The sequence below is a fragment of the Kribbella sp. NPDC049584 genome (assembly GCF_040675555.1).
Classification (GTDB): domain Bacteria; phylum Actinomycetota; class Actinomycetes; order Propionibacteriales; family Kribbellaceae; genus Kribbella.
Map to the genome: position 1 here is coordinate 44,121 of NZ_JBFAPF010000017.1, position 25,855 is coordinate 69,975.

The 25,855-nt window shown below is 67.6% G+C and carries 20 protein-coding genes; 8 read left to right on the forward strand and 12 right to left on the reverse strand.

Annotation, left to right across the window (positions count from 1 at the left end; translation table 11 throughout):
- Nucleotides 1–147 precede the first annotated feature (147 nt).
- A complete protein-coding gene (locus tag AB0J62_RS39200; RefSeq protein WP_363882514.1) occupies nucleotides 148–1,395 on the forward strand; it encodes a CehA/McbA family metallohydrolase in 1,248 nt (415 codons plus the stop codon).
- A gap of 1,555 nt (nucleotides 1,396–2,950) precedes the next feature.
- Here AB0J62_RS39200 and AB0J62_RS39205 read toward each other — a convergent pair.
- From AB0J62_RS39205 to ssd, 7 genes are all read right to left on the reverse strand, one after another.
- On the reverse strand, nucleotides 2,951–3,571 hold the full coding sequence (locus AB0J62_RS39205; RefSeq protein WP_363882517.1) for a response regulator transcription factor: 621 nt from the start codon (nucleotides 3,569–3,571) through the stop codon (nucleotides 2,951–2,953).
- A gap of 767 nt (nucleotides 3,572–4,338) precedes the next feature.
- A complete protein-coding gene (locus AB0J62_RS39210) occupies nucleotides 4,339–5,280 on the reverse strand; it encodes a TadE family type IV pilus minor pilin (RefSeq protein ID WP_363882520.1) in 942 nt (313 codons plus the stop codon).
- Nucleotides 5,281–5,348: 68 nt separating this feature from the next.
- Entirely contained in the window at nucleotides 5,349–5,882 is a 534-nt protein-coding gene (locus AB0J62_RS39215; protein ID WP_363882523.1) for a DUF4244 domain-containing protein, read from the reverse strand.
- Between the two features lie 98 nt (nucleotides 5,883–5,980).
- Nucleotides 5,981–6,697, reverse strand: a complete 717-nt coding sequence (locus tag AB0J62_RS39220; RefSeq protein WP_363882526.1) for a type II secretion system F family protein — start codon at nucleotides 6,695–6,697, stop codon at nucleotides 5,981–5,983.
- Complete coding sequence (locus AB0J62_RS39225; protein ID WP_363882529.1) at nucleotides 6,690–7,286, reverse strand: type II secretion system F family protein; 597 nt, start codon at nucleotides 7,284–7,286, stop codon at nucleotides 6,690–6,692. Before AB0J62_RS39225 ends, AB0J62_RS39220 begins: the two co-directional genes overlap by 8 nt.
- A 305-nt stretch (nucleotides 7,287–7,591) precedes the next feature.
- Nucleotides 7,592–8,767 (reverse strand): TadA family conjugal transfer-associated ATPase, encoded by a 1,176-nt coding sequence (locus AB0J62_RS39230; protein ID WP_363882532.1) that lies wholly within the window; start codon nucleotides 8,765–8,767, stop codon nucleotides 7,592–7,594.
- Nucleotides 8,768–8,802: 35 nt separating this feature from the next.
- Complete coding sequence (gene ssd / locus AB0J62_RS39235; protein WP_363882535.1) at nucleotides 8,803–9,876, reverse strand: septum site-determining protein Ssd; 1,074 nt, start codon at nucleotides 9,874–9,876, stop codon at nucleotides 8,803–8,805.
- Between the two features lie 205 nt (nucleotides 9,877–10,081).
- Here ssd and AB0J62_RS39240 point away from each other — a divergent pair, with 205 nt between their 5' ends.
- Together AB0J62_RS39240 and AB0J62_RS39245 are read left to right on the forward strand one after the other, a co-directional pair.
- Nucleotides 10,082–11,818, forward strand: a complete 1,737-nt coding sequence (locus AB0J62_RS39240; protein ID WP_363882538.1) for a glycosyl hydrolase family 18 protein — start codon at nucleotides 10,082–10,084, stop codon at nucleotides 11,816–11,818.
- A gap of 28 nt (nucleotides 11,819–11,846) precedes the next feature.
- Entirely contained in the window at nucleotides 11,847–13,391 is a 1,545-nt protein-coding gene (locus tag AB0J62_RS39245) for a cellulose binding domain-containing protein (RefSeq protein ID WP_363882541.1), read from the forward strand.
- A 52-nt stretch (nucleotides 13,392–13,443) separates the two neighbouring features.
- Here AB0J62_RS39245 and AB0J62_RS39250 read toward each other — a convergent pair whose 3' ends face one another.
- A complete protein-coding gene (locus tag AB0J62_RS39250) occupies nucleotides 13,444–14,229 on the reverse strand; it encodes a hypothetical protein (RefSeq protein WP_363882544.1) in 786 nt (261 codons plus the stop codon).
- A gap of 88 nt (nucleotides 14,230–14,317) precedes the next feature.
- Nucleotides 14,318–15,205, reverse strand: a complete 888-nt coding sequence (locus tag AB0J62_RS39255; RefSeq protein ID WP_363882547.1) for a LysR family transcriptional regulator — start codon at nucleotides 15,203–15,205, stop codon at nucleotides 14,318–14,320.
- 71 nt (nucleotides 15,206–15,276) lie between these two features.
- Here AB0J62_RS39255 and AB0J62_RS39260 point away from each other — a divergent pair, with 71 nt between their 5' ends.
- Both AB0J62_RS39260 and AB0J62_RS39265 read left to right on the forward strand, forming a co-directional pair.
- Nucleotides 15,277–16,497 carry an MFS transporter gene (locus AB0J62_RS39260; protein ID WP_363882550.1) on the forward strand — a complete coding sequence of 407 codons (1,221 nt, stop codon included), beginning with the start codon at nucleotides 15,277–15,279 and terminating at the stop codon, nucleotides 16,495–16,497.
- Nucleotides 16,498–16,501: 4 nt separating this feature from the next.
- A complete protein-coding gene (locus tag AB0J62_RS39265) occupies nucleotides 16,502–16,951 on the forward strand; it encodes a YbaK/EbsC family protein (RefSeq protein WP_363882553.1) in 450 nt (149 codons plus the stop codon).
- Here AB0J62_RS39265 and AB0J62_RS39270 read toward each other — a convergent pair.
- Nucleotides 16,948–17,856 carry a helix-turn-helix transcriptional regulator gene (locus tag AB0J62_RS39270; protein ID WP_363882556.1) on the reverse strand — a complete coding sequence of 303 codons (909 nt, stop codon included), beginning with the start codon at nucleotides 17,854–17,856 and terminating at the stop codon, nucleotides 16,948–16,950. The genes AB0J62_RS39265 and AB0J62_RS39270 overlap by 4 nt on opposite strands.
- Nucleotides 17,857–17,858: 2 nt before the next feature.
- Complete coding sequence (locus tag AB0J62_RS39275; protein WP_363882559.1) at nucleotides 17,859–19,538, reverse strand: glycoside hydrolase family 18 protein; 1,680 nt, start codon at nucleotides 19,536–19,538, stop codon at nucleotides 17,859–17,861.
- A gap of 417 nt (nucleotides 19,539–19,955) precedes the next feature.
- Between AB0J62_RS39275 and AB0J62_RS39280 the strand changes: the two genes are divergently transcribed.
- Nucleotides 19,956–20,753, forward strand: a complete 798-nt coding sequence (locus AB0J62_RS39280) for an HAD family hydrolase (protein WP_363882562.1) — start codon at nucleotides 19,956–19,958, stop codon at nucleotides 20,751–20,753.
- A 271-nt stretch (nucleotides 20,754–21,024) separates the two neighbouring features.
- Here the strand turns inward: AB0J62_RS39280 and AB0J62_RS39285 are convergent, their stop codons facing one another.
- A complete protein-coding gene (locus AB0J62_RS39285) occupies nucleotides 21,025–21,798 on the reverse strand; it encodes a Fic family protein (protein ID WP_363882565.1) in 774 nt (257 codons plus the stop codon).
- Nucleotides 21,799–21,822: 24 nt separating this feature from the next.
- Between AB0J62_RS39285 and AB0J62_RS39290 the strand changes: the two genes are divergently transcribed.
- Nucleotides 21,823–24,045 carry a CDP-glycerol glycerophosphotransferase family protein gene (locus tag AB0J62_RS39290; protein WP_363882568.1) on the forward strand — a complete coding sequence of 741 codons (2,223 nt, stop codon included), beginning with the start codon at nucleotides 21,823–21,825 and terminating at the stop codon, nucleotides 24,043–24,045.
- Nucleotides 24,046–24,174: 129 nt separating this feature from the next.
- Nucleotides 24,175–25,845: an arginine--tRNA ligase gene (gene argS, locus AB0J62_RS39295; protein ID WP_363882886.1), complete on the forward strand. Its 1,671-nt coding sequence runs from the start codon at nucleotides 24,175–24,177 to the stop codon at nucleotides 25,843–25,845.
- Nucleotides 25,846–25,855: the final 10 nt, after the last annotated feature.

Genomic DNA, 25,855 nt, shown 5'->3' on the forward strand with positions numbered 1-25,855 from the left:
CACACGCCCCGGAGCGCCGATGAACCAGCCGGTGATCAGCGCCCGGCAAATCGCACCCACACCGCAACGCGCCGAAAATCTGGGAGAGCACCTGATGGCCGTCACGTCACACCGACCCCGCCGACCGAACAGCCGGGAGATCGTCTGATGGCCGTGACGTCCTACCGTCGGCGCTGGACGTTGGACGACCGGGCTGAGTCGGTGTGGCACTCGCTCCCTGTCGACATCCCGGCAGACTGCCCCGGCCTCCTCGTCACGCTCACCATCCCGCCGGTCGAAGGCGCCGTCATCGACATCGGCTGCGAAGGCGCCGCCGGCTGGCGCGGTTGGTCCGGCGGCGCCCGCCAAACCTTCGCCATCACCCCCGAGGCCGCCACCCCCGGCTACGTCCCCGGCGAACTCGAACCAGGCACGTGGTGGGTCGTACTAGGCCTCCACCGCATCCCGCTCGAAGGCGTCGAACTCCTCGTCGAAGCCACCACCGGCCCCGTCGACAACATCCCCGGCCTGAACGAGTACGCCGACACGACCGCCGCCATCGCAGTACCGCAGCGACCACCACGCCGTACGCTCCCCGCATCCTCCGGCCTGAAATGGATCGCAGGCGACTTCCACGCGCACTCGCTCCACTCCGACGGCTCCACCCCAGTCGCCAACCTCGCCGCGTTGGGAGTGTCGGCCGGCCTTGACGTACTCGCCGTCACCGACCACAACACCGTCGCCCACCATGCCGAACTCCCCTCACTCAGCAACCGCTTCGGCATCGGCCTCATCCCCGGCCAGGAAGTCACCACCGACGCCGGCCACGCCAACGCGTTCGGCGAAATCGGCGTGATCGACTTCCGCAAACCGGCCGCCACCTGGGTCTCCGAAGTCGCCCGCCGCGGCGGTCTCCTCTCAATCAACCACCCCCTCGGCGGCGACTGCGCCTGGCGCCAGCCGCTCCCCGAACACCCACCCTTGGCCGAAATCTGGCACTCCTCCTGGCTGGACCACACCTGGGGCGGCCCCATCGCCTGGTGGCAGGCCTGGGGCCTCGAAGGCACAACCCCCATCGGTGGCAGCGACTGGCACAACCCCACCTCGTTCACACCACCAGGCACCCCGACAACCTGGATCGCCGTAGACGCCGATGCCGAAGGCCCCAACGAACTCCCCGTCGCCACCCTAGAAGCCCTATCCGCCGGCCGAACCGCCCTCTCCTGGTCCTACACCTCCCCCGTCCTACTCCGAGCCGACGACGAGTTAATCGCCCTGGATGCCGCCAACACCCTCGTAATAACCCCCGACGGCACCCGCGACCCCATCCACACCTCCCAAGCCCGCCTCCCCGCCACCCCCGGCCCCCACCTCCTCGTAACCCACACCGGCAACTTCCTCGCCGCCTGCACCTAACCCTCACCCACCAACGTCACCGCAGGCGCTGAGCACTCACCCGCTACACATACCTCGACGACGCGGCCCCCAACACGCCAACTGCTCCACAGAAACAAGCCGAGCAAGCCAACACAGAACCAGGCCCCCTCACGAGCCGGCCCACGCACGAGCGACCTGACGCAGAAGCAGTACGCCGCACGAACTCGCCCGTTCGGAGCTGCCACCGACGGACCCTCAGGCGCCCAACCACGGAGCACGCGAAGAAGCTGTACGGCGGCCTTGGGCGAACACAGGGGACCCGCAGCAGCGCCCCAGCGCCTCGACACAGAAGCAGTCCGGCGCACCAGCGACCCGACGCGGAAGCAGGCCGCCGCACGAGCTCGCCAGCACACGAACTCGCCCGTTGGGCGCTGCCACCCCGACGGACACCCAGGCGCGCGACCACGGAGTACGCGAAGAACCTGCACGGCGTGCTCGCACGGGCGAACACCGGCTGACCCGCAGCAGCGCACCCAGTGCTCAGCCCGACCAGCGTCAGCGCGCGGACGAGGCACGAGCAGCTCGGCCCGCACGAACTCGCCGACGGACACCGCGTTGATAGCGTCCACCGAGAGCAACTCAAACGGCCAACCACAGAGCAGGCGAATTACCCGTACGGCGGCCACGGGCGAACACATGCCGTCTCGGCGCGGCGCACCACAGCGCTCAGCCCGACCAGCGCCGGCGCGTGGACTGGCGTGGTTACTTCGGTAGATCGTCGAGTTGGTCGAGGAGCCAGCGTGGGCCGGTTGTCGCGGCCCCGGGTTCGACTCGCTCGCGCAGGCCGCGGTCTGCTGTAACGACTGTGACTTCAGGGCGGTCGGCCTGCCCCACAAGCTCAGCAGTCACGCGAACGATCTCGTCATCCCCAGACCCCGGCGCCAGCACGACCCGAACATCCCCGGTATCCGGCGCATCCTTCCCAGCAACCGCCCGACAAGCAACACCCTCGAGCACGACGACCAGATCGGTATCCGGCAACCGCTCCTGCAATGCAGCCAGCCGAACAAGCAACCGCCGAGCAGCCCCCACCCGATCCCGCCACCAGCCGTCAGGCCGAGACCCCACCACGTTGGCCGCATCAACGACCACCACTCGCCTCCGCCCACCATCCATCGCCCAAGTCTCCTCCTAACCCGCCCACCCCACGCGGCACCACACCACATGCAACGCAAGCCCACCGCCGTACGCAGCGACACGTACCGCACCACCTGCACGACCACCGACCCTCGGATCACCCGCGCACAGCACAGCACAAGGCGCGACACGACGACACCGGCGCGGCGCAGTACACGGCACAGGCACACGCGGCCGTACGCGGGCACCATCACGCGTCCCCCACCCCACGAGCCGCATGCCGTCATCACCTACGCGGCACCACGCCACATGCAGGACGAGTAACGGCCGCGCATCCCCCAGGTACGACGGCACCGGCACGCGACACCCCGCACCTGCGCCCGCACGCACGGGGCTGTGCCGTCCGCGCGGACGGGCTGGTCTCTTGGGGTTTGGGTACGGCGCGACTTGGGTTGGGTTAGTCGAGCAGCCAGCCGTTTTGTTCGGCTACTTCGATGGCGTCGGAGCGGGTGCGGGCTCCGGTCTTGCCTATTGCGGACCAGAGGCGTGTTCGGACTACGCGCTCGGAGACCTCGAGTTTGCGGGCCATGAGGGCTACGGAACCGCCTTCGCGGGCGGCGCGAAGAGTATCGGTCTCGTTCTGGTCGAGTGGGGTTTCGGAGTACTGGAGGGTCTCGGCGGCCAGGTTGGCGTCGACTACGCGGAGGCCAAGGTGCACGCGGCGTACTGCGTCTGCGAGTTGGGGCGCCGGGCAGTCCTTCAGCGCGAAGCCTTTCGCTCCGGCGTCCAGGCCGCGGCGGAGGTGTACTGGCCGGCCGTAGGTGGTGAGCATGACGACGCGGCATTCCGGCATCGACGTACGGAGCTTGGTGGTGACGGTGATGCTGTGGTTCCCCGGTCCGGCCGCGTCGAGCAGGGCGACGTTGGCGCGGTGCCGTTTCGCTGCGCCTACGACGTCGTCGGTTCTGTTGAGCTCGGCAACGATCTCCAGATCGCGCTCGCGCTCCAGACGGCTGCGGAGCAAGCCTCGGCTGAGGATCTGGTCGTCGACCAGCAACAGCCGAATCCGGTCGGGCAAGCGTGCCTCCGAGGTATCCGTCCGGGCGTCGGGGAAGTACGTCCGGGAAGATGAGTTGGACTCGGTTCCAGATCATGGAGCGCAGCAACGCGAGTAGTCCACATCAACGCGGCATCTCTACCAGATTGCGACCAGATCGCGACCACACCAGAACCAGGCTCAAGTTTGCCGGATGGGTTGGCGTCAGAGCGGACCGGCCCGGGCAGTCGCTGTGAGGGTTGGATGGCCGAGCGGAAGATCGAGCTTGAGCGATACCTCCACGGTTACGGCGTCGGTGGTCACGTTGCAGTTGGTGAGGTGGACCTTGTTGAGGATCGCGATGCGGGCTGCGGTTTCGCACGGCGTGGCGGGTGCGGTGGCCGTCGGGGGTTGATCGGCGGTTGACGTGTGCGGCGCGTGAAGTCGTTGCGTGGTCAGGGAAGTCGCGGTGTGCGAGGAGGACGTCCCCAGTGCAGAGCCCGGAGCGCGTACCCCGTCTGTCGGCGGTGCGGGCTCCGTTGTGAGTTCCGTTATGGCTTCCTCGCCCGCGGACGGAACTCGCTTGTGGGTCGGTGCGAGGGCCGCGGCCGGGGCGGTGGGGTTTGTGAGCTGATTGGCTGCCGTGGCGAGGGATTGGGCGGCGCTTAGAACGGTTAGGTCCGCGGCGGTGGCGAGTTTGTGGCGCGCCGTGGAGATGGTGGACCAGAGGGTTGCTCCGGCTAGGGCTGTGGTGAGGAGTAATGCGGCCAGGAGGGTGTGGATTGTGGCGCTGCCTCGTTCGGAGTGAGTCATGAGGCCGTCTCTGGTTCGGCTTGCAGGGTGACGGTTGCCGTTAGGTGGGTGGGTGTTAGGAGGGTGAGGAGTGGAGGGGTGTGGGTTGGGGTTGCTGTGACGGTTACGTGGAAGTCTGAGGACTCGCGGGTGATGGTGATCGTGCCGTTGGGGATGGTGCGGTGGCCGATTGCCTTTGCTTGATCCTGCGCTTCGCCGCGGGCAACTGCGCGGGCTACGTCTCGGGCTGCGTCGATGCATCGGATGTTGAGTACGACTAGGCCGATGGACCAGATGCCTAGTAGGAGCAGGGAAAACAGGATGGGAAGTGCGATGGCCAGCTCGGCCGTCACCGCGCCCCGGTCGGTGCGGTGGCACTCGTCGGTGCGGTGAGAGCTGGCGGTGGAGTGGCACTCGCTGGTGCGGTGAGAGCTGGTGGTGGGGTGAGGGTCGCTGGTGGGGTGAACGTCGGTAGTGGGCCGTGAGCCGGTGGCGGGGTGAACGTCGCTAGCGGGCCGTGAGCCGGTGGGGTGGGGGTCGCTGGTCAGGCGAGAGCAGGTGATGCGGCGAGGGTCGGTAATGGGCCGTGCGCCGGTGGTGGGCTGCGACCCGGTCGTGGGCTGGGACCCGGTCGTGGGCTGAGGGTCGGTTGTAGGCCCTGGGCCGGCGGGGCGAGGGTCGGCGGTGGGATGAGCGCCAGTGGTGGGCTGGGAGCCGGTCGTGGGCTGAGGGTCGGTCGTGGGCCCTGGGCCGGCGGGGCGAGGGTCGGCGGTGGGATGAGCGCCAGTGGTGGGCTGGGAGCCGGTCGTGGGGTGAAGGTCGGTAGTGGGCCGTGCGGCGGTGAGGGGGTGAGGGCCCGCAGTGTGGCGGGAGACCGCAGCGTGGTTGGAGAGGGCAGTGGGGCGGGAGAACGTGGGTCGGATTTTGGGGTTGGGGTGAGGGGCGGGGAGGTGGGGCATTGGGGCTCCCTTGGGGGCGACCGGTCGGGGAGGGGTGGGCCGACCGGTCGCCTGATTGTGGGGATGGGTTAGAGGTGGACGCCTTCTACGCCGGCGATTTTCAGGGCGTAGTTGATGAGGGCTTTGAGCGCGTTCTGCATCAGGGGAGATTTGAGGAGGGCTACCAAGATGCCGCCTAGGCCGCAGGCGGCGACGATCGTGACGGCGTACTCGGCGGTTGCGGCGCCGCGTTCTGTGCGGGTGCGGAGGCCCCGGAGGGTGCGTGAGCGGACGCGTCGGAGTGTGTGGGCGCGGCGATGCTCGGGGGTGTGGGGCAGCAGGTGCTCAGAGGGTTGGGGCACGAGGTGCTCGGGGATGTGAGTCGGGAGCTGCTCTGAGATGGACGAGTAGAAGGGCTCGGGGGTGTGAGTCGGGAGCTGCACTGAGACGGAGGAGTCGAAAGGCTCGGGGGTGGGAGTCGGGAACTGCGCTGAGATGGACGAGTAGAAGAGCTCGGGGGTGTGGGTGGGAGCGACTTTGGGATCGCCGGGGGTGGGGGTGTCGAGCGGGCGGGCCTGGGTGGGGTCGAGATGGTTGCTGGGGGCCACTACTGGGGTGGACATTTGTTGTCTCCTGAGGATTTGGTCGGATGCTTCGTTGAGAACATGCCGTTGTTGGGTGGGGTTTTTGGCGGGGAGTTTGGGGTTGTGGATTGCTGGGGTTAGGGGTTTAGGACGTACGGGATTAGGGAGTCCGCGACGGTGGGGACTATGGAGAGGAGGACGAAGGCTGGGAGGAAGCAGAGGCCTAGGGGGAGGGCGGCTCGGGATTCGGTGGCTCTTGCTTGTTGGTCGGCGGCGTGGTGGTGGGAGCGACGGGTTTCGTCGGCTAGGTGTTCGAGGGTTTTGGAGAGTGGGGCGCCGGAGCGGAGGGAGCGGGTGATGGCTCGGGCCACGGGGGCGCAGGTGGGTTCGGCTCGTAGGTGAGCCCAGGCGGTGGTTGGGTCTGCGCCGAGGGCCAGGTGGTGGGCGATCTTTGTGAAGAGGTCGGCCAGGGGGCCGGGAAGGGCCTCGGCTACGAGGGTTAGTGCGTGTTGGGGTGGGCGGCCGGCTCGGAGGCAGGCGGTCAGTAGGTCGATGGCTAGGGGGAGGTCGCGGGCTAGCTGGGTGTTGCGTTGTTTGGTGGCGGCTGGTTCTAAGCGGGAGAGGGCTCGCGGGACGGCGTACAGGGCTATGGCGGCTGGGATCGCGCCCCAGGGGAGGCCGATGAGGAGTAGGGCGCCTAGGGCTGTGGTGGCTGCGGCTAGGCGGTGGTGGGGTGGGGTTCGCGGGCTGGTGCGGGGTTGGGGCCGGGTTAGGCGGCGGATGTTGGGGTGCGGGGGGACTGCGAGATAGATGCCTAGGGCAACTGCTGTTGCGGCGGTGAAGGCTTCAGACATGGGGAGCTCGTATGGGGGCTTCGGTTTGGGAGAGGCGGGTGGTCCAGTGGAGGCCTGTGGTGGTGAGGGCTAGGCCTGCTGCTAGGCAGAGCCAGCCGGGTGGGGTGGCGGTGAGGAAGGTGAGGGGGTGGGCGCCTAGTGCGTAGCCGAGGGCTATGCCGAAGGCGGGGAGGATGGCGAGGATTCGGGCGGTGGAGCGGGCGCCGGCGAGGCTGGACTCGGTTTGGCGGTGGATGGCTTCATCGGCTCGAAGAGAGTTGGCCAATCGTTCGGTAAGGGCGGCGAAGGCGGCGCCGGATTCCTCGGTGACTCGCCAGGCGGCGGCTAGAGCTCGGAGGCTGGTGGCGCCTGGCTTGTTTGATGCTCGGATCAGGGCGGTGGGGACGTCGGCGCCGAGTTTGGCGGCGGCGTGGGCTACTTCCAGGTCTGGGCTGATGGAGGCTGCGCCTTCGAGGGCAGCGATGGGTGGGCGGCCGGCCGAGAGATCGGCGGCTAGTACGTCGAGGGCTTCGATGATGTTGGCGCGGCGGGCGGCGGTGGATTTCTGCTGCTGGTGTTGGGCTCGCTGGTTGGCGACCAGGGTTAGCACTGCAGCGATTGCGAGGGTTGAGACGAGGGCCTGAGAGCCGAGGATCGCGGTGGCCAAGGCGGTTGGAGGGGCCAGGAGAGCCGCCCGGGCTAGTCGGGTTCGCAGCGGGCCGCGGGTTCGCAGCAGGCCGGCGGTTGGCTGCAGGCTGGCGGTTGGCTGCAGGCCGGAGGCTGCCAGCGGGTCGCGGGTTGGCTGTTGGTGGGTGAGGTTTGGTTGGGATCGCAGGCGGTGGAGGGCTGCGGCTGGCGGTAAAGGCGCGAGCGCGCAGGTCAGGAGTGTCAGGGCGGCGGCGAGGAAGGCTGGGGTCATGCTGCGTTCACCGCAGTTGTGGGGAGGTTGGTGAAGAGGTGGGCGGGTGGGTGGAGGGTGAGGGTGTTGTCGGGGTGGAAGGTGACGGCGGGGTGGGTGGTTGGGGCGCCGTTGGGGTGAGGGGTGAAGGTGTGGATCTCGGCGATTCGGCGGCGGCCGGTGGGGGTTCGGGTCAGGTGAATCACGGCATGGAGAGCTGAGGCGATCTGGCTGTGGATGGCTTCTCGGGTGACACCGGCCAGGGCACCTAGGGCTTCTAGGCGAGCGGGTACGTCGGCGGCCGAATTGGCGTGGATGGTGCCGCAGCCGCCTTCGTGGCCTGTGTTCAACGCGATCAGGAGGTCCACGACTTCGGGACCGCGAACCTCGCCTACTACCAAACGATCCGGGCGCATCCGGAGGGCTTGGCGGACCAGGTCTCGAAGGGAGATTTCGCCGGTGCCTTCCACGTTGGGCGGGCGGGCTTCGAGGCGGACTACGTGTGGGTGGTTGGGGCGTAGTTCGCTCGCGTCTTCCACCAGCACCAGGCGTTCGGACGGGTCTGCCAGGGACAGCAGGGAGTTGAGGAGGGTGGTCTTGCCGGTGCCGGTGCCGCCGCTGATGAGGAACGCCAGGCGGGAGTCGAGTAGGTCGCGGAGGATTGTCACGCCGGCTTGCGGCAAAGCGCCCGCGGCTACGAGGTCGTCGAGGGTGAAGACCTTGCGAGACGGGACGCGGAGGGACAGGCACGTCCCTGGCGCGGCTATCGGGGCGAGTACGGCGTGGAAGCGGGTGCCGTCGGCCAGGCGGACGTCGACGTACGGCGTGGAGTCGTCGAGGCGACGGCCGGCTGCGGCGGCGAGTCTGGTGGCTAGGCGGCGGATGGCGGGTTCGTCGCCGGTGCGGATGGCTACGAACTCGAGGCCGCGGCCGCGGTCGATGTAGACCTCGTCGGGGCCGTTCACCAGGATGTCGGTCACGCCCGGCTCGGCCAGGAGGCTGTCGAGTGGGCCGGCACCCAAGGCTTCGCGGCGGAGGGCTGTGACGACGGCGAGGACCATGGCGTCGCCGCAGATGGTGCCGTCGGCGCGGAGGGCCGCCGCAACGTGGACGGGAGTGGGCTCGGCGCCGGTGACCGCCAGCGTGCCGCGGACGCGGTCGAGCAGGTCGGCGGGGACAACTGCGGTGGTCACAGAATCACCAACTCGGATAGGTAGGACAGGGACGGTCATGCCGCGGCTGGGTCGGCCAGGTCGAAGAGGTTCAGGAGGGTGGTCGCGGCTCGGGTCAGAGGGCTTCGGGGACCGGGGGTGAAGTGGCCCTGATCCATGGCAGTGGGGAGGGTGCGGTCGAGGCCGAGTTTTGTTGCCAATGGCAATGAGAGATGAGTGGACACGTCAGCGGGTGACAGAGCGGGACGGGTGCTGCGGGCCACTACGCGGAGGTCACCGGCGACGGAGCGGAGAGGCCCGGAGAGGCGTTTGGCGGCCGCGACAGAGCGGACGTCGCAAGGGACGACCAGGAGGGTCGCGTTGGCGCGGATGAAGCCTTCCTCGACGGTCGGGTCAGCGCGGCGAGGTAGGTCCAGCACGACGAGGTCGTTGCTGCGTTGGGCAGCGCCGATGACCGAGCTCATGGTGTCCGGCGGCAGCACGGTGACATCGGACTGATCCCAGGAGAGGACGGCGAGTCCGTCGACGGACGGCAGCGCAGACCGCAGGGCCGCCGCGCTGACGCGACCCGAAGCATTGAGGAGCTTGGGCCAGCGGTCGCCGGGATCTCGTTCGATGCCTAGGGCAAGCTCTATGCCCCCGCCGAGTGGATCGCCGTCGATGAGCATCGTCCGGAATCCGCGCCGATTGCCGAGGACCGCGACCGCAGCGGCGAGCGTGGTGGCTCCCGCTCCCCCGCAGCCGCCGACGAAGGCGAGCGTGACGGCCTTGCGATTCACGCCGTCCAGGGCGTCGGCCAGTTTTCCGGCGAGCAAGGACTCGTCGTCGGGTAGACGACAGACGACATCAGCGCCTACGTCGAAGGCGCAGCGGTAGACATCGTCGCCGTCACGCGCCGATCCGACCACGACGACTCCCGGTCGTTGGGCGGGCTGGAGGCGGGCCAGCGGCTCGGCCAGGTCGCGGCCGATCACAACCAGCGAGCAGGTCTGCCAGTTGCGCCGGAGGCCGTGCAGGTCCGGCTCGACCAGCGGTGTCACGGAAGCGGCCGCGGCCAGCCGCAGGAGATCGTCGAGCAGAGCGTCGTTGGTAGTTGCCATGAGCACCGAGGTGGATGGTGAGTTGTCCATGCCAAGAAGATGCCGTCGTCAGGCCTGCTCCGGGCACGCGAGCGGAATCCCTGTGGACAAAGCGTTGTCGGGTTTCCGTCAGCAGCGGGAACCCGCCACGACGAGCCGGCGACCAACCCGCCGGGAACAGTTACGGTTCCTTTCGAAGCGTCTTTAACTAAATTTCACCGGACCGCTTCCGTCCCATCGCTCCGGAGGATCTCTGATGAGTCGATTACGCATGCTCGCCGCCACCTCAGCCGTCGCGGCCACCGCCCTGCTCACCGCCGCCGGCGTCTCGCTCGCCGGCCAGGACGCCACCACCGCCAACGCTGCGACCACGGCGCAGGCGTCCAGCGGCGGCGTCAAGACGGCGTACTTCACCCAGTGGGGTATTTACGCCAACGCCTTCTACCCGAAGAACCTGATCACCACCGGCGCAGCCGCCAAGCTGAACTTCCTGAACTACGCGTTCGCCAACATCGATCCGACCAACCACACCTGCTTCATGGCCAACAAGGCCGCTTCGCAGGACGAGAACAACCCGAGCGCCGGCGACGGAGCAGGTGATGCGTTCGCGGACTACGGCAAGTCGTACGGCGCGGACATCAGCGTCGACGGAGTCGGCGACGTGTGGAACCAGCCGATCCAGGGGAACTTCAACCAGCTCAAGAAGCTCAAGGCGAAGTACCCGAATCTGAAGATCCTGATCTCGATCGGCGGCTGGACGTACTCGAAGTACTTCTCCGACGCCGCCTCCACCGACGCCAAGCGCAAGGCGTTCGTGAGCTCCTGCGTGAACATGTTCCTCAAGGGCAACCTGCCGGTCATCGACGGGTTCGGCGGCGCTGGTTCGGCAGCAGGCATCTTCGACGGCGTCGACATCGACTGGGAGTACCCCGGCTCGCCGAACGGTCACGTCGGCAACCACTACAGCGCCGCGGACAAGCAGAACTTCACGTCGTTGCTGGCCGAGTTCCGCAGCCAGCTCGATGCGTACGGCAGCCAGACCGGCAAGCGGTATTACCTGACCGCCGCCACTCCGGCCGGCCAGGACAAGATCGCCACGATCGAGACCAACAAGATCGGGCAGTACCTCGACTACAACAACGTGATGACGTACGACATGCACGGCGGCTGGGAAGCCACCGGGCCGACCAACTTCCAGGACCCGCTCTACACAGCGCCGAACGACCCGAGCAACCCGATCCCACCGGGCCAGGGCAAGTACTCCGTCGACGCCGCGGTGAAGGCGTGGACGACCGGCGACCCGGCGTACGGCATCCCCGGCGGGTTCCCGGCGAACAAGCTGAGCATCGGATACCCCTTCTATTACAGGGGATGGAAGGGCGTGCCGGCCACAGCCAACGGCAAGTACCAGAGCGCGACCGGACCGGCCGACGGACACGCCCTGAGCGGCAACGTGCCAGGAGTCTCCTTCTACAAGGAGCTCACCGGCTTCGTCGACAACCCGTCATCGACGTTCTTCGACGACGCGACGAAGTCCTCCTGGTTCTACAGCAACGGCACGTTCTGGTCCGGTGACAACGCCCAGTCCATCAAGGCCAAGGCCGACTACCAGCACTGCAACGGTCTGGCCGGCGCGATGATGTACTCCCTCGAGGCGCTCGACCCCGGCGTGACCCTCTTCAACAACGTGGTCGACTCGGTCAACGCCGACACCGCCGGCTGCAGCGGCCCTCCGACGACGCCGCCCACCACACCTCCCACAACACCGCCGACCACTCCGCCCACAACGCCGCCCACGACTCCCCCGACCACGCCTCCCACCACGCCGCCGACGACGCCGCCAACCTCGGCCACTCCGTGGGCGCCGAACACGACGTACGCAACCGGTGCGCTGGTGACCTACAACGGCGTCACCTACAAGTGCATCCAGGGGCACACTTCCCTGACCGGCTGGGAGCCACCGAACGTCCCCGCACTCTGGGGCCGGGTCTGATCACGTACCGCCCACTGATCGGAGCATCATGAAACGACGTATCACTCTGGCGATAGCGGCCATCTCGGCCGTAATCATCGCTCTACTGACCGCACAAGCGGCCAGCGCCGCAGGAGTCTCTGCCACCTTCACCAAAGTGTCCGACTGGGGTAGCGGCTTCGAGGGCAAGGTGACTGTCACGAACGGCACCACCAGCTCGCTCAGCACCTGGTCGGTCGCCCTGGACTTCCCGTCCGGCTACACCGTCACCAGCACCTGGGACGCCAACCACACCAGCAGCGGACAGACCCACACATTCACCCCACCGAGCTGGGCCGGACCGCTCGCGCCCGGCGCAAGCGTCAGCTTCGGCTTCAACGGCAGCCCTGGCAACTTCGCCGGCATCGCCGCCTGCCGGTTGAACGGCGGATCCTGCTCGGGCGGCGGTGGCGGCACCGTCCCCGGCGCACCCACAGGCCTCTCCGGTACGGCGTCAGGCACATCCGTGAACCTGTCCTGGTCCGCTGCCTCCGGCGCCACGAGCTACAACGTCTACCGCAACGGCTCGAAGGTCGGCTCGCCCAGCGGCACGTCCTACACGGACTCCGGCCTCAGCGCGAACACGTCGTACTCGTACCAGGTGAGCGCATCGAACAGCGTCGGTGAAGGACCGAAGAGCAACACCGTCTCGGTGACCACAGGCACCGGTGGCGGCAACACCGGCACCAAGCAGGCCGCGCCGTACCTGTACATGGGCTGGGGCAACCCGCCGAGCCCGTCGACCGTCATGAACGCCACGGGGATCAAGTGGTTCACGATGGCGTTCGTCCTGTCGGGCGGCGGCTGCAGTCCGGCCTGGGACAGCACTCGGCCACTCCAAGGCGGTGCCGACGCGAGCGCGATCGCGGCGATCCGGGCCGGCGGCGGTGACGTCGTACCGTCGTTCGGGGGCTGGAGCGGCAACAAGCTCGGCCCGAACTGCAGCACCCCCGAGGCGTTGGCCGGTGCGTACCAGCAGGTGATCAGCGCCTACAACCTGAAGGCGATCGACATCGACATCGAGAACTCCGACGAGTTCGAGAACGAGGCCGTGCAGGACCGCATCCTGACCGCGCTGAAGATCGTCAAGCAGAACAACCCGGGTATCCGGACCATCGTCACGTTCGGTACGTCGACGACCGGTCCGACGTACTACGGCAACCGGCTGATCGACCAGTCGAAGGCACTCGGCGCGAACATCGACATCTTCACGCTGATGCCGTTCGACTTCGGCAGCTCGAACATCTACAACGACACGGTCGGCGCGTCCCAGGGATTGAACAACAAGCTGAAGGCCACCTTCGGCTGGTCCACCGCGGAGGCGTATGCACACCAGGGCATCTCCGGTATGAACGGTCTGTCCGACCAGCAGGAGATGACGACGACCGCGACCTGGCAGAACATCACCAACTGGGCCAAGAGCAACGGGCTCGGCCGGCTGGCGTTCTGGTCGGTCAACCGTGACCGCGGTTGCGCCGGCGGTGGCGTGGTCTCGAACTGCAGCGGCATCGCCCAGGGCGACTGGGACTTCACCCGCATCACCGCAGGATTCTGACCCAGAGGTACGGCGGGATGCGCATCCGGCATCCCGCCGTACTCCGGAAGACTCAGCCGGCCTTGATCGCTTCGATGATCAGGCCGTTGCGGGCGTTCCGCCCGAGCGGGATCGACGGGTGCAGGCCGTCGCGGAGATAGCGGGCCAGCCGGTTCGGGCTGGACGCCAGGTGCTCGGCCCAGTGAATGATCCGCAGGTTGTCGTAGCGGCGCGCGGCCTCGGCGAGCTGCAGGTTGATCCAGGCGCTGTTGCGCTGGTCGGCGACCTTGATCTCCGGGATGAACGCGGTGCGGGCAGCCTGCACGTTGACCCAGTAGACGGTCCGCTCCGGGCCGACGATCTGCATGGTCCGATCGACCTGCGCGGCGACCGCGGGCGGCGTGAAGATGTCGTTGGAACCGACCGACATCAGGATCCGGTGCGGCAGGCCGTAGTCCTGGGCCCAGGTGTCCAGCGCGTCGACGGCCGGGGTCACCGGGCGCCCGGCCCAGTTGTGGACGGCGGTCAGGATGCCGAGCTGGGCCAGCTGCCGGGCCAGCGCCGGTCCGTCCTGGACGCCGATGCTGTCGCCGAACATGAAGACGCCGTCGTTCTCACGCGTCCGACGGATCTGCGCCTCGTTCGAGATCGCGCGGGCCTGACGCTCCCAGGCGCCGAGTACACCGGAGCCGTAGTTGCCCAGATAGGCCAGACCGGTCGTGCCATCGGTCGCCGACTGCGGGGAGACCGGAGCCGCCTCGGCCGCGGACGCCGCCGCAACCGTCGACGCAGCCGCCGCCGTCCCGGCCGCGAACAGCAGCCGGCGACTCGGCCGGAAAGAACCCAGGCGCTTCCTCACGCAGGAAAGAGTGCGGTGGAAAGGCCTCTCACTGCAAGTCGACACCTGGAAAATTGGACGAACGCTACGGAAGTCGTTGTCATCGCAGTCAGCTGGACGTGGCCGGCCGGGACCGGACGAACGTCCGGAACCGCTCCGCTGCCGGCGTCAGCGGCGTACTCAGTCGCCACGACATCCCGATCTCCCGACGGGCCTGTACGCCGGCCAGCGGGATCGACACCGCGCCACTGTCGTTCCCGCGAACCGCACCGGCAGGCAGGATCGCCACACCGAGGCCCGCACCGACCAGACTGTCGATCGTGGCGAGGTCGGTCGCCTGGAACGCGAATCGCGGAGTGAAGCCCGCAGCCTGGCACAACCGGTCCGTCACCCGCTGGAAGCCGAAGCCGGGCTGCAGAGCGACGAACGGCTCGTCCCGGACCTCCTCCAGCTCGACCCGATGCCGAGAAGCCAGAGCGTGCCCGGGCGGCACGTGCAGGCACAGCCGCTGCCGCTCCAGCAGATGCCAGCCGAAGTGCGCGGGGTCCGGCCGCGGCGCGATGATCGCGATCTCGGCCTCGCCGGTCTCGAGGTCCTGGACGATGTCGTGCGCCGGTTCCTGCCGCAGCTCGAAGCCGATACTCGGCGCGTCCGCGCGGAACGCCTTCAGCAGGTCCGGCATCAGGCTCGTCGCGACCGAGTGCAGGAACGCCAGCCGCACAGTGCCGGACTCCGGGTCGACCAGCGCGTCGATCCGGCGTTTGGCCGTGTCGACCGCGGCCGTCCCGGCCCGCGCGGCCTCGAGCACGAGCCGACCGTACGGATTCAGTCGCACACCGCGGCGTTCCCGCTCGAACAACGCCACCCCGAACGCTCGCTCGACCCGCTGCAGCGAGCGGGACAGATTCGGCTGGCTGGTCCCCAGCGCGGCGGCCGCATCGGTCAGGTGTTCGGTCTCCGCGAGTACGGCGAACCACCGCAGATCCTCGACATGCATACTGAAAGCGTATCGATTTCTGCTGAGATGGACATTTTACGTATCACTCCAGGCGTGCGACCGTCGAAGACATGCACCAGTCCGTTGCTCGCCAGACCGGGTACCTGCCCGGAGACCCGGAGTACCGCAAGCTCTCCGTCGCGCTGTTCGCGGCCGGACTGGCCACGTTCGCTCTGCTCTACAGCACGCAACCGCTGCTGCCGCAGCTCGTCGACGCCTTCCACGTCTCCCCCAGCCAGAGCGCGTTCAGCGTGTCGTTCGCCACGTTCGGACTCGGTCTCGCGCTGCTGGTCGCAGGTCCGGCGTCAGAGGTTCTCGGCCGGACCAATCTGATGCGCTGGTCGGTCGCTGCGACCGCCGGGTTCGCACTGCTCAGCGCGTTCGCTCCGACGTGGCACACGTTGCTGGCCCTGCGAGGTCTGCAGGGAATCGCGATGGCCGGTCTGCCCGCGGTCGCGATGGCCTATCTGCGCGAGGAGGTGCACCAGGACAGCCACGCGCGGGCCAGCGGCCTCTACATCGCCGGTACTGCGGTCGGCGGCATGGCTGGACGCTTGATCGCGGGAGGTTTGGCGGACCTCGGCGGTTGGCGGTTCGCGACCGGTGGAATCGCCGCGGTCGGCGTACTGTGCGCCGCTGTCGTCTGGCTGCTCCTTCCCGCGTCACGCAACTTCCGACCAAACCCGGCCCGTCGCCGACGCGACCTGTTCTCGGTCCAGGTGCTGAAAGATCCAGCCCTACTAGCCCTCTACGGGATCGCCGCGACAGCAGTCGGTGCGTTCGTGGCCGTCTACAACGGAGCGGTCTTCCGACTGTCCAGCTCGCCGTACCAACTGAGCGCTGGAGCAGCAGGGCTGGTCTTCGGTGTCTACCTGCTCGGCTCGGCCGGCTCCGCGACAGCTGGATCCCTCGCCGACCGCTACGGACGACGGGCAGTCGTGCCGATCGGGTGTCTGGTCACCCTGGCCGGAGTGGCCATCACGCTCGCCGCTCCCCTGCCGCTGATCGTGCTGGGCCTGGCCGTGATGACTGCCGGGTTCTTCGCAGTGCACGGAGTAGCCAGCGGCTGGGTGCCGGCTCGAGCGCACGCGAGCGGAGTCGGGACCGGGCAGGCGTCCAGCATGTACCTCTTCTCCTTCTACCTCGGATCCTCGGTCTTCGGAGGCCTCGCAGGTACGGCGTGGAGCCGCGCGGAGTGGACCGGGGTGGCCGCGGAGGCAGGGGCACTGTTCGTCGTGACGTTCATCCTGGCCGTCCTGCTCAAGAACGTTCCGAGCAAGGTGCAAAACTAGCCAGGTGACGAAGGCGACGGATGCGGCTGACCAGTTGGGCCTTTCCTACGAGGTGACCAGGCACGGCCGGGTGAAATCGTTGGAGGAGGCCGCGGCGGCGCGGGGTATCGAGCCGGCCCGGTTGATCAAGACGATCGTCGTCCGGCTGGCGGACGACGACTACCGGTTCGTCCTGGTGCCAGGTGACCGCGAGATCGCGTGGCCGAAGCTGCGGTCGTTGCTCGGCGTCAATCGGATCTCGATGCCCGACAAGGACACTGCGTTCGACGTCACCGGCTACGTCCGCGGGACGATCACGCCGCTCGGTAGCACGCACGCCTGGCCGGTGATCGCGGACGAGCGGATCACCGGCACTATCTCCATCGGCGGTGGGGACCACGGTGTTGGCATCACCGTGGACGCCCAGGCGCTCAACAAGGCTCTGAACGCAACAGTGGCTGACGTCACCGACTAGACGAGCAGCCCGCGCTGCCCGGCGCGAAGTCCGGCCTGGAAGCGAGTCGTGGCGTCCAGTGCCTTGAGAATGCGTTGCATTCGCCGTTCTACGGTTCGTTGAGCCACTCCTAGGCGGCGGGCTATGGCCTGGTCTGTCAGGCCTGCTGCAGCCAGCGACAGGAGCTGCTGGTCGTCTGGCGTCAGCGGACCTTCGGAGACCGCCGGCGTCAATGGACTCGCCTGCTGCCACAAGAGGTCGAAGAGGCGGAGCAGAGCGTCCAGGAGGCTGGACGGACCTAGCTCGACGACCACATCGGATGCCGTCGGCAGCAGAGCAGTCCGGCGGTCGATGACGATCAGCTTGAGTGGTACGTCGCGCAGCATCCGGCAGCAGCCCGAGGATCGGGCCGCGATCAGATCTCCAGGCTCCGACAACGACGCCATGTCGTAGATCGTCCGGTACCTCACACCGTGCGCCCGACGCGGCTCCACGGCGTACGGCATGCGGTCCAGCACCAGTACTTCGTCCTGCGCGCACTGCTGCGCTTGGTAGAACCGCTGCGCGATCGCCTCGGCGCCCCGGATCACTGTGAACGCGTCCGGCTGCCGGAACTCGGCAGTCAGCACCGAAGCACCCAGCCTGGCCTCCACGATCGCAGCCTGCTTCCGCAGTGCGAGTAGCTCGACGGCAGCCTCCGGTACTGCGGGCACGTAGCGGGCCGGACGGCCTGGCGTACGGGACGCCAGGCCGAGCGACAGCAGGGACCGTAGATGCCGCCCGACCCGGTTGGCGGGCCAGTCGACGAACGTGGTCAGGTCAGTTGCCGTGGACTCCGGCCGGGCCAGAAGTGCCCGGTAGAGCTGCTCGTCCTCCGAGCAGACACCGAGCGCCTCCAGCACCGGAGCCGGTCGATAACTGTGCATGATCAGGGCAGCGCGTGCACGTGGCTGCCGACCTGGTTCGCGAACTGATTGCCGTTCGACGCGTCCCAGTTGGTCGACCAGGTCATCGCTCCACGCAGCGAGGGCCACGGGGAGCTCGGCCTGTAGTTGCCGCAGCCGGTGCCCTTGGTCAGGCAGTCCAGAGCGTTGTTGACGACGGTGGGCGAGACGTACCCGCTGCCCGCCGCCCGCGACGACGCCGGCAGGCCGAGGCCGACCTGGTCGGGACGCAGGCCGCCCTGCAGCATGATGCAGGCCTGGGCGGTGATGAAGTCGACCGAGCCCTGCGAGTAGACCTGTCCGTCGCAGCCGTTCATCGAGCCGGAGTTGTAATACTGCACGTTGACGATGGTCAGGATGTCCTTGATCGCCAGCGCCAGCTTGAAGTACTCGAACGATGTGCTCTGCATGTCGATCGTCTGCGGCGCCATGGTGATCACGAGTCCGCTACCGAATTGACTCTGCAGGCTGCGCAGCGCCTGACCCATGTACTGCGCGTTGACCCCGTTCTCCAGGTCGATGTCGATCCCGTCGAATCCGTAGGTCCGCAGCACCGACAGCGCACTGGATGCGAAGTTGGAGGCCGCTGTGGGATCAGCAACGGAGATGGTGCCGTTCTGGCCGCCGACGGACAGGATGACCTTCTTACCGGCCGCCTGCTTTGCCGCGATGTCGGCCTTGAACTGCGCGACCGTGTAACCACCGAGCCCAGCACTGTCCAGGTTGAACGTGATGGCACCCGGCCGGGACGAGTCCGCGTCAGCGAAGGCCACTGCGATCAGGTCGTACGCCGCAGGGACGTCGGAGATCTTCTGCACCGTCGCGCCGTTGTTGAAGTTCTGCCAGTACCCGGTGAGCACATGCGCGGGCAGATTGCCGGCGGGCGGGTTGGTGCCGCCGTCCGACGTCGTGCCCGACACGGTTGCGCCGTACGGCGAGCAGTTGCCGCTCGGATCGCAGGCCCGCACCTTGAAGGAGTACGTCGTACTAGCGGCAAGGCCCGTGGCGGTCCAGCTGGTGACGTTGCCGACGCTCTGGGCGGCGCCGGTCCCGCGGACCACGTCGTAGTGGTCGATCCCGTTCGCGTCGGAGGCAGCGGACCAGTTGAGCTTCAGCGAGTTCGAGGTCGGGCTGCCGACCGTCAGACCACCTGGCGTCGACGGCGGCGTGGTGTCCTGCGTACCACCAGGACCATCCAGTACGACGTCGTCGGCCTGGTACGCCGGGAGCGCGTACCAGCTGTGGACGTAGATCGTCACCGAGGTCGCCGAGGCGCCCGTGGTGAACGGAACCGTCAACTGGCTCCAGGTGGACGACGTTGTCCACGTACTGGCACCACCGTCCACGCCCAGGTAGACATTCGATCCCTTGACCCACGCCGAGAGCGTGTACGCCGTATTGGGCTGTACCGCTATGGACTGCGAGCACCGGGCGATGTCGCTGCCGCTCGGTGTCGCCTGGAGGGCGTACGAGCCGGAGTGCGGAGCGGTCGTGGTGACGCCGCCGGCGGGACACGACCAGCCGGAGAGCGTGCCGGACTCGAAGCCGGCGTTCGTGACGAGATTGGTAGCCGCGGAGGCGGAACCGGGGGCCAGGAAGGCCATGAGTACGGCGAGCAGGCTGATGACGACCGCTGCCTGGGGGCGGTACGCAGGCGGTTTCATGTTCTACAACCTGTGACCAAGCAATTACATTGTCAAGACCCTACATAAAGTGGGAACGCTCTCACACACGGAAAAGCGAGAATCTTTACGCTTACTTGGCTGAAGGGAGAAAGGCGACGGCCCCCGGCGGGGGGGGTGACCGGGGGCCGTCTTCGGCCACGGGCTCGGGGGGAGGAGCCGGGGGCCGTTCAGGAGGCGACAGTCTGCCACTGTCAGGAGGTATGTACCCCCCGAGACCGGGCTTCACACATCTCAGTTCAATTTCGACTGAACGTCTGTTGCCCGAGCGCTGGTCGCGCCCGAACGGGCGCTTCCGGCCAGTGTCACTGTCACACTGCCCACCAGTCTAACGGGATACCGGCCCACACAAAAGCCCGGGTCCCTCGGCGTTTCGCTCAGCTGCCTATGCTCGGTCCCATGGCGCACCCCGGGACGGCTCGATCGGCGGCCTTCTTCGATCTGGACAAGACCATTCTGGCGCGCTCGAGCACGCTCGCGTTCTCCCGGCCGTTCTACGCCGGTGGACTGATCAACCGCCGGACCGTGCTGCGCAGTGCGTACGCCCAGTTCGTCTACCTGCTCGGCGGCGCCGACCACGACCAGATGGAGCGGATGCGCGAGTACATCTCCGCGATGTGCACCGGCTGGGACGTCGCGACGGTCAAGGCGATCGTCGCCGACACCCTGGACCACATCGTCCGGCCGATGATCCACACCGAGGCCGTCGAGCTGATCGCGCAGCACCACGCGGCCGGCCGGGACGTGGTGATCGTGTCGTCGTCCGGCGCCGAGGTGGTCGAACCGATCGGTGCGATGCTCGGCGCCGACAAGGTGATCGCGACCCGGATGGTGGTTGCCGATGGCAAGTACACCGGCGAGATCGCCGACTATGCGTACGGTCCGAACAAGGTGACCGCGATCGAGGCCCTGGCCGCTGCCGAGGGTTACGACCTCGCAACCTCCTACGGTTACTCGGATTCGATCACCGACGAGCCGCTGCTGGCCGCGGTCGGGCACCCGTTCGCGGTCAACCCGGACAAGGCGTTGCGCCGCGTCGCGGTCCAGCGCGGGTGGCCGGTGCTGGAGTTCGCCGAGCCCGCCGAACGCGTGGGTTTCCCCGGCGTACGGCGGCCTGCCGTAGCCGCCGGCGTGGTCGCGGCCGTTGCCGCGGGGGCGCTGTTGCTGGCCTCCCGACGGCGTTCGCGGAGTGCTTGAAAGCTGAAGAGAGCTTCATTGTTCTCAACTCCATGAAGGCACCGCATCCCCTTCCCAGAAAGGGGTTTCAGGAGTACAAAGGAAGCACAAAGGACTTTCGGGTCCGGTAGAGATTGCACGGCAACCAGGCACCCACGCGGCGACCAGCCCATCCCAAACGGGCAGCGCGACCCAGGCCAGTCCTGTGGCGGCAAACCGGTGCACGCATGGTAACCAGGGTGTTGTGCCAGCGACGGCGTTCTCAATGCGAGAACGCCGTCCGCATGTGCGCTCAGGACACGAGCGGGGACAGCTCGGCACCTTTTGTCACGACTTCGCAGGACCGCAGCAACCAATCACGAACTCCGGTCAATCCTTGCACTGCGTAGTCGGTCAGCCCGCTCGCATACGATGCCTGCAACACATAGTGACCACCTTCGGGGACCGTGACCGCGACCGGGTCGATGCCTCGGGCAACCAATAGGCAGTGTTCGGCGGCCCGGGCAACCAGTCCGTTCGCGCTCGGGAACGGGCGGAGGACGGCGAGCTCGGCGTGCACGATCGCGGCCACGACCAGCCCGGGCGCCTTGGTCGGGCGGGTCAGGTTCTGCGCGAGAGCGCTCAACCGCTCCCACATCTCGTCCGCTCCCGGTGCCGGCGGCAGCCCGGGGATGTCGTCGGGCAACGGCTCCCGACTGGTCCGGAGATGGCCCAACTGGTCCTCGTCGCTCAGATCGGCCGCGGCCAACTGGTGCAGTCTGGTCCAGACCTGCACTGGCGCCTTGTCCAGCTGCGGCGCGAGCGCCATCAGTTCACCGGTCAGCCGGACCGCGCCGGAGGCCAGTCCGTCGGCAGCGCCCCGGCGTACCTCGTCCGGTGTCGACGTACTGCCGGCGAGGGCGGCGGACGCATGGGCGCCGCGCAGCAAAGCCTCGGCTGTCATGTCCGAACCGACCCGGCGCAGCCCCCGGTCCCGGAGCAGCACGTCGACCGCATCCCGGGCCGCAGCCGCCGCCGACCCGACCCCCTCCAGCCCGCCCAACGGCTCGAACACGTCAGTACTCATGCGTGCAGCCTAGGATGACGTCGTATGGCGCTCGGCACCGTCCCCAGGTTCAGCATTGTGGTCCCCTGCCATGGCTCGCGGGCGTGGTTGCGGCCGTGCTTGGACTCTGTGTTGAGCCAGTCGTTCACCGACTTCGAGGTGATCGGGGTCGACGACGCGGACCCGGACGGCTCGGGCCGGATCCTGGATGAGTATGCCGCTGCGGACCCGCGGGTCCGGGCGCTGCATCTGGACGAGAACATCGGGCTCGGGCTGACGCGGAACGCCGGGCTGAAGGAGTGCCGCGGCGAGTATGTGCTGTTCCTGGACGCGGATGACACCTACACGCCGGGCTCGCTGGACGCGATCGCCGCCCGGATCGACAACACGAACCAGCCGGACATCGTGATGTTCGGCTACGAGCGGATCTTCTGGGACGGCCGGGTCGTCGCGAGCCAGCGCCAGGAGGCGTTCGCGAGGGAGGGGGCCGGGGTGTTCACCGCGGCCGAGCGGCCGATCTTCCTGACCTTCCTCGAGGTGGTCTGGAACAAGGCGTACCGGCGGGAGTTCCTCACCCGGCACAGCTTCGCGTTCACCTCCGGGTTCTACGAGGACGCGCCCTGGACGTACTCGACGATGCTGACCGCCGAGCGGATCGCCACCCTGGACCGGGTCGTCGTGCATTACCGGCAGCACCGGACCGGCGGCAACATCCACGCCACCGGCGGACGCCGCCAGTGGGACATCTTCGACCAGTACGACCGCGTGCACGCGTTCATCCAGTCCGACCCGGAGCTGGCCGGCTGGCGACGGTTCGCGTTCGACCGGTCGCTGGACCACATCGTCGCCGTACTCGCGAAGCCGGAGCGGATCGCCCCCGACGACCGGGCCGAGTTCTTCCACGCCGCCCACGCGTTCGCCAAGCGCTGGAAGCCCGAGGGCTACACCACGGATCGGACGGCGCGTGGATTCAAGCGCTGGTTGCTGATCCACGACGACTACGCGACCTACTCGACGCTCAAGCTCAGCTCGAGGATGCTGCACGGCCCGAGCCCGCGAAAGACAGTCCGCAAGATGCTGCGCCGGAGCAAGCTCGACCCGAACCTGGCCGCGTACACGGCGTACTGGTTCAAGCAGTACGCCTGCAACCCGCGGGCGATCTACGAGAAGGCAGCCGAGCTCGCGCCGCACATCCGCGGGGTCTGGGTGGTCGACAACGATCACCTGAGCGCGATCCCGGAGGGCATCGAGTACGTCGTCGCGGGCTCCCCGGCGTACGAGAAGCTGCTCGGCAAGGCGACGTACTTCGTCAGCAACATGAACTGGCCGAAGGAGCTCGAGAAGCGCGAAGGCCAGATCCACCTGCAGACCCAGCACGGTACGCCGCTGAAGACGATGGGCACCGATCTGCGCAACTTCCCGCAGGCGGCGAAGGGCCTCGACCTCGAGGAGCTGATGCGCCAGGTCGACCGCTGGGACTTCAACATCTCCTCGAACCGGTACTCCTCGGAGATCTGGGAGCGCACCTACCCGTCGTACTTCGAGGAGCTCGAGTACGGCTACCCGCGCAACGACCGGCTGCTCACCGCGACCCTCGACGACGTCCGGCGGATCCGGGCCGAGCTGGGCTTCGACGACTCACACCTGGTCATCCTCTACGCGCCGACCTTCCGCGACGGGGTCGACTCGGTCCGCCTGCCGACCGGGTTGAAGGATCTCGGCGGCACCGGCCTCCAGCTCGACCCGGGCCAGCTGGCCGAGGCGGCCGGCGACCACGGACGGGTGCTGGTACGGACGCACTATTCGTTGTCCACGGCACCGGAATCGCACGACGGCAAGGTGCTCGACGTCTCCCGCCATCCGCGGGTCGAGGACCTCATGCTGGCGGCCGACGTACTGATCTCGGACTACTCGTCGATCACCTTCGACTACGCGAACCTCGACCGGCCGATCATGCTGCACGTCGAGGACCTGGGGTTCTACAACAGCCGGCGCGGGACGTACTTCGACGTCGCCGACTTCCCGCCCGGGGTGGTGGCGCGGTCGTCCGACGAACTGTTCGCCGCGTTGCGGAACGGCACGTTCGCGACGCCGGAGGCGGCCAAGCATCGGCACCTCTACCGGGAGAAGTTCTGCGAGTTCGACGACGGCAAAGCGGCCGAGCGCGTCGTACGACGGGTCTTCCTGGCCGAGACCGACGTCCCGGCGATCGTGCCGTTGGCCGACCGGTCACCGGCGCCCTCGGCGTACTTCGTGCATAATGGCTGACATGTCGATCAGCCTGAAGCCGTCCCACGCCCTGCGCGTGAGCTTCAGCCTGCGACGACGACGCACTGTCTGAACACCCCAGCCTGTTCCAGTCGCGTCTCTTCGAAGGACCCTGTCATGTCCGCAGTTCTGCCTGTCCTGGCCACCAGACTGTCCGCTGCCGCCGAGGCCGCCTTCGGCACGCCCTACGACCCGGAGTTGCGGGCGGCCACCAAGCCCGAGTTCGGCCACTACCAGAGCAATCTGGCCCTGCGGATCGGCAATGCGCTGAAACAGCCGCCGCGCGAGGTCGCGGCACGCCTGCTGCAAGAGCTGAGCCTCGACGACCTCTGCGAGCAGCCAACCATCGCCGGGCCGGGATTCATCAACCTGACGCTGCTGCCGTCCACCCTGGCCAAGGCCGTCAACGCGCCGGAATCCTTTACCAGCAACGGTCAACGGGTCGTCGTCGACTATTCGCAGCCGAACGTCGCGAAGCAGATGCACGTCGGCCATCTCCGGTCCACGGTCATCGGCGACGCACTGTGCAACGTGCTGACGTACGTCGGGTACGAGGTGATCCGGCAGAACCACGTCGGCGACTGGGGAACGCAGTACGGCATGATGATCGAGCAGCTCCTCGAGGAGGGCGGGACCGCAGAATCCCTTGATCTGGAGGGATTGCAGCACCTGTACGAGCGGAGCCGGAAGCATTTCGATGCCGATGGCAACTTCGCCGACAAGGCCAGACTGCGGGTCGTCAAGCTCCAGTCCGGCGATCCGGAGACCCTCGCCAGCTGGCAACACATGGTGGACGTCTCCCTCGACGACTTCGAGAAGGTCTACGCCCTACTCGGCTCGAACCTCACAAGAGAAGACGTCGTCGGCGAAAGCGCCTACAACGACGACCTCCCACAGGTGGTCGCCGACCTCGAGCACCAGGCCCTCCTGACCGAATCGGACGGCGCCATGTGCGCCTTCCTCCCCGGATTCCTCGGGCGCGACGGCAGTCCGCTCCCCGTGATCGTCCGGAAGTCCGACGGCGGATTCGGCTACAGCGCGACAGACCTGGCCGCGATCAGACACCGGATCAACACCCTCCGCGCCGACCGGATCGTGTACGTCGTGGACCACCGGCAGGCGCTGCACTTCGACATGATCTTCACGCTGGCCCGGACGGCCGGCTGGCTACCGAAGACCGTGCCGGCCGAGCACGTGGAGTTCGGCACCGTCCTCGGACCGAACGGAAAGCCCTTCAAAACCAGAGCCGGCGGCACGGTCAAGCTGGTCGAACTACTGGACAGCGCAGTCGCCAGGGCCGACTCTCTGCTGGAAGGCAGGGACGGAGTCGACCGGGCAGCGACCGCACGGGCAGTCGGTATCGGCGCCGTCAAGTACGCCGACCTGTCGAGCGACCGGGGCAACGACTACGTATTCGACCTGGACCGGATGGTCGCGATGACTGGCAATACCGGCCCGTACCTCCAGTACGCGCACGCCAGGCTCACGAGACTCTTGTCCAAGGCCGAGGCATCAACAGAGGTCACGGAACTCAAGGACCCCGCCGAGCAGCGGCTGGCCCTCCTCCTCACCGGCTTCGCCGCCACCGTCGCACAGGTCGCCGAGACGCTCCAGCCGCACAGACTCTGCACGTATCTGTACGACGTAGCGTCCGCCCTCTCCACCTTCTACGAGCAGTGCCCGGTTCTCGGCAGCGAAGGCACGACCAAAGCAAGCCGGATCGCCCTCTGCACCGCGACCCGCGCCGTGTTGCAGGATGGACTCGGCCTGCTCGGTATCGAGGCCCCTGACGCGATGTGACTCACTGGAG